Origin of the sequence: Burkholderia sp. 572, assembly GCF_040545135.1 — a bacterium.
Lineage (GTDB): Bacteria > Pseudomonadota > Gammaproteobacteria > Burkholderiales > Burkholderiaceae > Burkholderia > Burkholderia cepacia.
Genome location: NZ_JBEPLH010000052.1, coordinates 1 through 7,713 on the forward strand (window position 1 = coordinate 1; position 7,713 = coordinate 7,713).

At 51.5% G+C, this 7,713-nt stretch carries 2 protein-coding genes and 4 pseudogenes; 3 read left to right on the forward strand and 3 right to left on the reverse strand.

Features of this window, described 5'->3' with window-relative positions:
* Window positions 1-257, forward strand: a pseudogene (locus ABIC51_RS40615) (integrase core domain-containing protein); the annotation flags it as partial.
* 234 nt (window positions 258-491) lie between these two features.
* On the opposite strand, the gene ABIC51_RS40620 reads toward ABIC51_RS40615, so the two are convergent.
* A complete protein-coding gene (locus ABIC51_RS40620) occupies window positions 492-3,968 on the reverse strand; it encodes a hypothetical protein (protein ID WP_354007101.1) in 3,477 nt (1,158 codons plus the stop codon).
* Between the two features lie 679 nt (window positions 3,969-4,647).
* Window positions 4,648-5,588, reverse strand: a pseudogene (locus ABIC51_RS40965) (IS256 family transposase); the annotation flags it as partial.
* 828 nt (window positions 5,589-6,416) lie between these two features.
* Between ABIC51_RS40965 and ABIC51_RS40635 the strand changes: the two are divergent.
* Both ABIC51_RS40635 and ABIC51_RS40640 read left to right on the forward strand, forming a co-directional pair.
* Window positions 6,417-6,611, forward strand: a pseudogene (locus ABIC51_RS40635) (transposase family protein); the annotation flags it as partial.
* A gap of 58 nt (window positions 6,612-6,669) precedes the next feature.
* Entirely contained in the window at window positions 6,670-6,921 is a 252-nt protein-coding gene (locus tag ABIC51_RS40640) for a hypothetical protein (RefSeq protein WP_354007103.1), read from the forward strand.
* Between the two features lie 133 nt (window positions 6,922-7,054).
* Here the strand turns inward: ABIC51_RS40640 and ABIC51_RS40645 are convergent.
* Window positions 7,055-7,617, reverse strand: a pseudogene (locus ABIC51_RS40645) (IS256 family transposase); the annotation flags it as partial.
* Between the last annotated feature and the right edge of the window lie 96 nt (window positions 7,618-7,713).

Here is a 7,713-nt window from a genome sequence, read left to right on the forward strand (position 1 = left end):
GGGCACACCAACTGACAACGCCAATGTCGAAAGCTTTAACGAACACTTCCGCGCAGAAATGCCTGAACGTGCATTGGTTCTTTTCATTGGCCGACGCGCGGAGCAAAATCGACGACTGGCGAACCCACTATAACGAGGTTCGTCCCCACTCTGCATTGCAGTGGATGACGCCTGCCGAATTCTCCCGTCAGGCAAGGGAAACCGCCTCGCCTGACCACTCAACCAAGCCGGAAATCTCTACTTCCGAACAAGAATAATTCTGATTCAACGCCAATTCTTATTCGGATTCTTTATATAGAGCAATCATTCCCGCACTCCGCGGAACCGCGCGACACCTTTATCGTGGATGGTGGGCCGGCCGCCGCACTTAGCCAACCGCCCCCATCGTCATAAATTGCCAGCTCTTACAAAGCAACTGAATCTGACAACATCAACATTCAATAAATTAATAGAGACAAATAATTTTCATTGTTAAATTTAGCCTATAAAAATCAGCCATTCATATTTTTTATGAAGATCTCCAACTGCTCTCGATTTGAGCCGGTTATTGTAATTGTGCGCCCCCCCGGAAACGTCAACGTCACGGACTTACCATCCTCGCCGTAGTGCACATCAGTCACCGTCACTTCTGGCTTCAGGCGCAATCCCTTCCCAGCCTGCATTTCCGCCTCTGCGGGCAGTCGAATGATCACCTCATGCTGAGGTACTTCCGCGATAACAACCATGTCCGCGGGATGCTTAATTTCGATAATTGTCCGATGATAAATACCTTTTAGCAAAACGGCATCAGGGACATTCGGATTCGTTGCAATTGTTCGCTGGAAGTCGTCCGGTTTGCGCGCATAAGCAACGCCCGGCGCAGACGGAAATGAGCTCGTCACCGGAGATCCGGAGTATGGAGAGTCATTGACGGAATCAGTTATGTATCTATAATCATTGAGTTGCATCGAGAGCACCATTCGGTTCACGAATCGCTTGCAAGGATCAAAAACTTCATCCAACTCCTCATCCCTGCTGCTTGCGATAAAGTTACGCCAGTTCTTAGCCTGATCCGGCGTTGCCCTCCCATTACTTTCCTGTTCATCAATATGCCGATTGAGCGCCTGACGGACAGTTTCTCCAGGTCGCTTGACGGGCGAATTCCATCCAGAAACTTCGCTTGTAATCTTTATTTCATGGCCCGATTTATCAAGAGCCGAAGCGGGACCACGATTTAGTAGAATATCGGAGACAGTTCGACCGAGTGGCGTATTGACCAGTTGTGAGTTTTGCATGAAATACCATCGATCAGCTTTGCTAACACCAGAAAAAAATTTCATAGCAGAGTTCATAAGTGTACCATCGTCAGTGGTCAAAATCCGAGATAAAATTTTGTCGTATTTTTGCGCAGACTCGGGGTATTCATTCTTAAGAGCCAAGACAAGCTCCTTCATATATGCTCGTAGACTAGCTGCCGTAAACACAGATGGGAAAATTGGGAATATTGTCTTTCCCGTGTGTTTCTTGGAAACGGCAATACCATCATTCGTAATCACGCTCATGTCATCAACCACATGTTGATTCGACGTACCAGGCACGGGGATAAACTTAATGTCGGGCAATCCATCCTCCTCTTCCTTGCGCAATTTCCCTGTCATTTCTTTCTCTTTTTCTTCGTATTGCAAGTTCGCTTGATGACTGCGAGGCACAAAGGCAGAAGGCGGCTGCGTCGTAGGCATTTCATCTACAACGATCAATTGAGATTGATTATTATTATCGATAGTTTTACGCAAATAAGGTGATCCGCCAGACACGTGATTCGTCAGCACAGTTTCAGAGTGACCGAGATCGAGCGTTTTGTACCCATAGAATTTTGCGATATTACTGTAATCAGCTGGCTCCCAGCCATTCTGGGTTGCCCGGACTCCGGCCGAATAATTCATAACAGGGATTTTTTTTTCAACATAATCGCCCCTGACTTCGACTACCTGCTGATTCAACTTTGGCTTATAGACATCTGGATGCGCAGATGGTTTAGCAGCATCCAAATCAAGGCTGTTTTCGTGTGTATTTTTCGAGTAGATGTAATCTGGGTTGAAATCAGAATCATATTTACCATTGCCCCCCCTCTTCCACTGTCCGGAAGCACTGTTGTGATCTGAATTGACCGAATTAATGTAATCCGCGGAATTATTATTCGTCACCACCGAGCCAGTTTTGAAACCATATCTTCTTTCCATATCTGTTGTATCATCCTGAATTTTCGAAGTTCTTACCTCAAAGAACTGGCCGACTTGTTCCAACTGAGTGGATTCATGTCGATAATCGAGTTCTTGCTCGATCCCTCGAGCTGTGTTGTCGCGCCCCTGTATTACTGCCACTGTCGTCACCACTACTCCGGCTACTACCAGCGCTACCCCAACGATATTGCCTGCAGCACCGATAATCGGGACTGCGGTTGCTCCGACTCCGAGTAATGCCAGTAGATCGGCTGTGCCAGCAATGGCAAAGGCGGCCCCTGACCCCGCCTTCAAGTAAGCTTGTGTTCGTTCGGCTCGAGTCTTAGCATCGAATATCTCAATCGTTCCCGTCGTCAGATCCCATGCCCCCATAACGATTCCGCCGACGATGATGAGGGTCTGTGCTCCTTTGATGTAAGGGGCAAGATTGGGCGCGCTCGGTGGCTTGATTTTGGCTGCCGTCAATTCACCATTTGGACCGTTATTATATTGCACGGCAAATCTAAGTTTTGGAAACTCTCGACCCTCCATTACGGTAACAGAAATTGACGCAGACGTGCTAATAATACTCACAGTTACTGGAACAATCGCCTTTGGATCTCCTTCGGCAAGGCCGTCGAAATTCACGACGATAGAAAATGCCGTACTTCCGATTCCGAATAGATTGCCAGGGGATTTCAACGCATTCTTGATTTCCGTTTTCAGCGAATTTAGCAGATATGGAATTTCATCCTTATTTGCTGCGCCAACAACCCCAAGTTTGCGAAGGATTTCCTTTATTCTCGGCCACTGAGGAGAATTCTTTAACTTCTTTTCAATTTTTGAAAATTCTTCGAGAACCGGATCTTTTACGGCATCTTTTCCAGACGGGCTTATTGATATCTTCGGATCCTTTTTTTCAGACGACGTGGTTTCATCTTTTTCATTCAAATTAAACGTGATTTTCGGCATAGTACTGGAGGTCGTCGATGGCCCAAGTAAGCCTGCCTCCTCAGGTTTTGTCGCCGGCGGCCAACCATCTTCGCCTGATGCATATCGAGATCCACGAAATGATGAATACAAGACGGCCTGACCCTTGCCTTGGAGGTCTACATTATCGCCGGCCACTGCGAGATAGATCTCTTCACCATTATCTTGCAAGGAAGCTGAAGAAGTGTGCCCTTTTCCATCCACCCATTCAAAGTGAAACCGAGCGGGAACCGTGCCTATGCCCGTTATTTGGCGATATTCGTAAACTGCCCGTGCGAGTTCTTTAGCCCGATCCTCCTTTTCGCTCGCCGGCGCGTTATGGTAATCAGTCGCTGCCTTCCAAATTTTATTAAGATATGAATCAGCCCGTTCACTATCTCCAGCAATCTCTTTTCCTTGGTAAGTGACAACGGTTTTCCGCCCCTTTACCGCGGTAATTTCAACTCCTCCTTTTTCTCCCGTGCCAATCGGACCAACCTGATTGACTAAGCGATTTTTTGTTTTATCAGCGTAGCTGGATCCTTCACGAGACTGCTGATCTTCTACGTCAGGAGGCACAACTGAAATACTCCTCTTTTTCCTGTTACGCAACACAGAATCCGTATCGGACGGCGCCCGAGAATTACTTTCACTGATTTTTTCACCAGCAGCAGCATCATTCTTGTCAACCACATCGTCACCCTTCTGCGAATGCGGTGTAGATTTCTTTGATGATGTCGACACTGGATTATGGTTACCCGACACATGAATAATTGACGAATTTGAAGTATTGATAGTCATGGCAAACCAAACTTTCCGTTAAAAATATATCAATGTATAAAAAATTATCCCGGAATTTTTATTCCAATATCCAGGATGCTTTATTTGTTCATAAATTTTTATAGTGTCATTATAGTTTACGACCCTCCATGAGGCTGCATTTTATGAGGTCTCGTTGGATCGACTTTATAAAATACAAAATGTTAGAAAATCCGAGACAGCTATACACGCCGTAACACCAAGCGCTGGCAGTGCAGCGGGTTCAGGGTGGGCAGAGGATTCATGCGGTTGCCCGGAAACTGAGTATCTCAGGCCAGACGTGGTGGTCTCGTAGGTCAAGGCTGCGATAGCTGGAACGTTGAACGAACGATCCTGGCGCGAAAGTCGTGACGCCCAAGCAAACGAAAATATTGCGGTTACGGGTCGAGATGAAACGGCGGTCAATGGAACTCGGGATCACAACAAGCTGCGACAGGTTGTATGTCACGAACGACCCACAATGAGCGACGCCGGGATAGATTCGGAACCTCCAAGCGGACCGCTGGGTTTGCCGCGCAGTGCTCTTTTGGTCAACGTCGTTGACTATCGAGCCCGGAAGCGCAGCGGCACGCGGAACCGAAAACGAAGCTAATGTCAAATGTGGTGTCCGGAGAGCAATCGACATGATCAAGCGGTAAGCTGTTGAGCAGGAGCAGGGGCGCGGGGTTCCCTCGTTGAAGGGCATGCCGTTCAAGATCTGTTCAGTTTTGTCGACACCTCGAACGCGGTACCACGACTGCTCAGCTGCTTCGATGTGCAAGCGCTTGGGTCCATTCCGAGGAGTGTCACGCGCGTGACAGACCGTCTCGTGTGGGGATCGTGCGATGCTGGACTATCGCGAAGGCCGACTCGAATGGATTCATCGTGCGCATGTGCCGCCAATGCTCGACCGGGAAGTCGTAGAACACGAGCAGTTCGTCGGGATCTTTCGTGATTTTCTCGGCCTCTTTCGGATATTTGGCCGTATAGGTTGCGATGAACTGATCGTAGGCAACTATCGCAACGGCGCGCGCAGCGTTCAATATCTCCACGAGCGCAGCCTTGCCCTCGGCTCTGCTGCGACTTCGGTAAGGCATTGAGCACGCTGCCGATCTTGTGAAACCAGCAGCGCTGGTGTCGCGTCTGTGGGAATACACCCGCGAGCACCGTCCAAAGTCCAATTGCGCCGTCACCGAGGGCTAGTAGCGGGCCTGCATCCATACCGCTGGCCTTCAAGTCCAGCAGCAACTCGCCCCATGAATCCTTCGAATCGTGATAGTCGTCGGCAAGCGCCCCCCGTTCCTTGCTGCCATCCGGTTCCACGCCAGTGATTACCGGAAGGCATTGCCCGTCAGAATCGTCGCTTCGGGCGCCGGTGCGGATGCCGTCGGTCCACAAGTAAACCCAGCGGGCCGCCCATAAGTCCCGCTTACTCCATTGCTCGAATTCGTCTGCGCACGTCACCTTCAAGCAGACCACGGCATTAGCCGACAAGCCCTTCGCCTTATCGCCGAGCAGGACGCTGAGCGCTTCGCTCATGTCGCCAGTCGAGACGCCGCGCAGATACCGCCACGGTAGTGCCGACGGCACACGCAGTGACTTGCGCACGTACTGTGGCACGATACACAACCGCTGGCACCGCTCAACTCGAAACATGCTGAGGTAAAAGGTGCTTACGGTTCGCCTCGTATGAATATCGAGCAGCGAACTCGGAAATTTAATGCGATTGTCGCTTCGATGCCGGCCGCATTTATTACCAAACGGCAATCGTTGGCCGCGCCACTGCTTACCTTCGGCTAAAGTATCGAAATCAAACGGCACGCCGAGTTGGCTGACGCGACCAATGCACGAATCTACCTCTGCGCCCCACATATCCCCTGGCAACACGGCTCTTGATAGAACGCCAACTGCGTGCGGCGGCGATACGTGCCAAAGGACTTCGATCTGTCTGACAACTCTCAAGAGAACCTCAACGCTATTACAGACAATCTCAACACGACTCTGGCGCACGCTGCTCGGTATTTTTGCCCAAGTTCTTGCCAACCCCACAGTCCGAGGTCTGTTCACTAACCGGTGAGGTGTTTACTTCGGCCTTGAAACCACCCACAACGCACCAGTTCAAAGAACCTACTTGCAACGCATTTCCGTTTCAGTATGTTGATATGTCTGTCTAGTGATGAACATCTGACCAGTCAGAAAATATCAAGCACCCCGCAACTTGGGCAGGGCCATTGCATGAAAGGTCACTAGTAGCTCGCTTGCTGCGGCCTTTTTGCGTGGCGAATCGATGCACGATGACACCCTGAGTATTGAAGAAGCCTTCGGTAATCTGATAGATCCCAGCAGCCGTACACCGCTCACGGACTGACGCAGATGCTGATGGTCGCGCTGTGTTCAATTCGTTCGGGGGCGGATAGCTGGATCGGAATCGAACCGTGAGGCAACGCGAAGCTGAATTGGCTGCGCCGCCACATTCCGCTGGAACAGGACGCCCCCTCTCATGACATCTTCGGCCGGGTATTCGTGGCCCTCGATCCGAAGCAGTTCAAGGCATGCTTCATGTGCTGGATGGGTGGTGTGTGCTCAGCGCTGGCCGGCCAATTTGTGGCGATTGACGGCAAGACAGTATGGAGTTCGGATCAGCACGGCCAGCGCGTGATCCATTTGGTCTCCGCATATGGTGCCGGACTAAGCGTGGTGCTTAGTGGATACCGCCCCCGACAAATGCAACGAAATTACAGCTATTCCAGAGTTGCTCGATGCGCCGCTGCTCAAGAGCGCATTTGTCACCATCGACGCGATGGGCTGCCCGCGCGAAATCGCGCAACGCCTTGTGAATACGGGCGCAGCTATGTGCTACCTGCAAGGGAAACTAGGGCACCATGCTCAGCCGGCTACCATGGGCTTGTGGGGCCATGAAGCGCGTGCCGAAGGTCTACGGAGGCTATACAAGTGAGCATCGCGAGGTTGAGGGGCCATGGCCGTATCGAGACGCGGTGCTACGCAGCCAGCGACATCCTCACGCGCTGGCACCGAACGCGTCCAGCACCACGGCGGCCGCGTCAGCCGTTGTGCCCGGTAGCCCTCCTTGAGCGCCGTCGCAGCCATCCTACGATGAAGTCCAGCGAGTTCCAGATCAGATGCACGATGCAGGTCTAGACGGTCGTTTCCGGGAACACGGAGTTGATCTCTTCGGGGAAGCCCTTCAGTCCGTCGACCACGGTGATCAGGATGTCCTGCACGCCGTGCAACTTCAGGTGGTTGACCACCTGCAGCCAGAACTTCACATCCTCGATCTGCTCGATCCAGAGGCCGAGCACGTCGCATGTGCCGTCGCGGCGCACGCCTAGCGCCAGCCAGGAAGATCGCTTTGTCGCGCACCTCGACTTCGTCACGGAACTTGACGCGTACTGCATCGAAGAACACCACCGGACACATCGGCTCGAGCGGTCGCTGCTGTCATTCACGCACTTCGTCGATCACCGCGTCGGTGACCGTGCCGATGAAGTCATCGCGATACCTCGATGCCGTACATACCCGGCAGGAAGCCCTGAATCTCTCGCACGCTCATGCCGCGCGCGTGAATTGCGATGACCTTGTCGTCGAACCCGATAAAGCGCCGCTCGCCTTTGGCAATCAGCACCGGCTCGAACTGTTGATTTCCACCGAATCTTGACCCAACGTTTTCATCTAAATCTGACCCACCCCGAGACAGCGTAGTACATCTATTCCGGTGTGGATAACTCCT

Bases quoted from the DNA above. Each gene is read 5' to 3' on its own strand.
- ABIC51_RS40620 (WP_354007101.1), bottom strand. From the start codon at position 3,968: ATGACTATCAATACTTCAAATTCGTCAATTATTCATGTGTCGGGTAAC.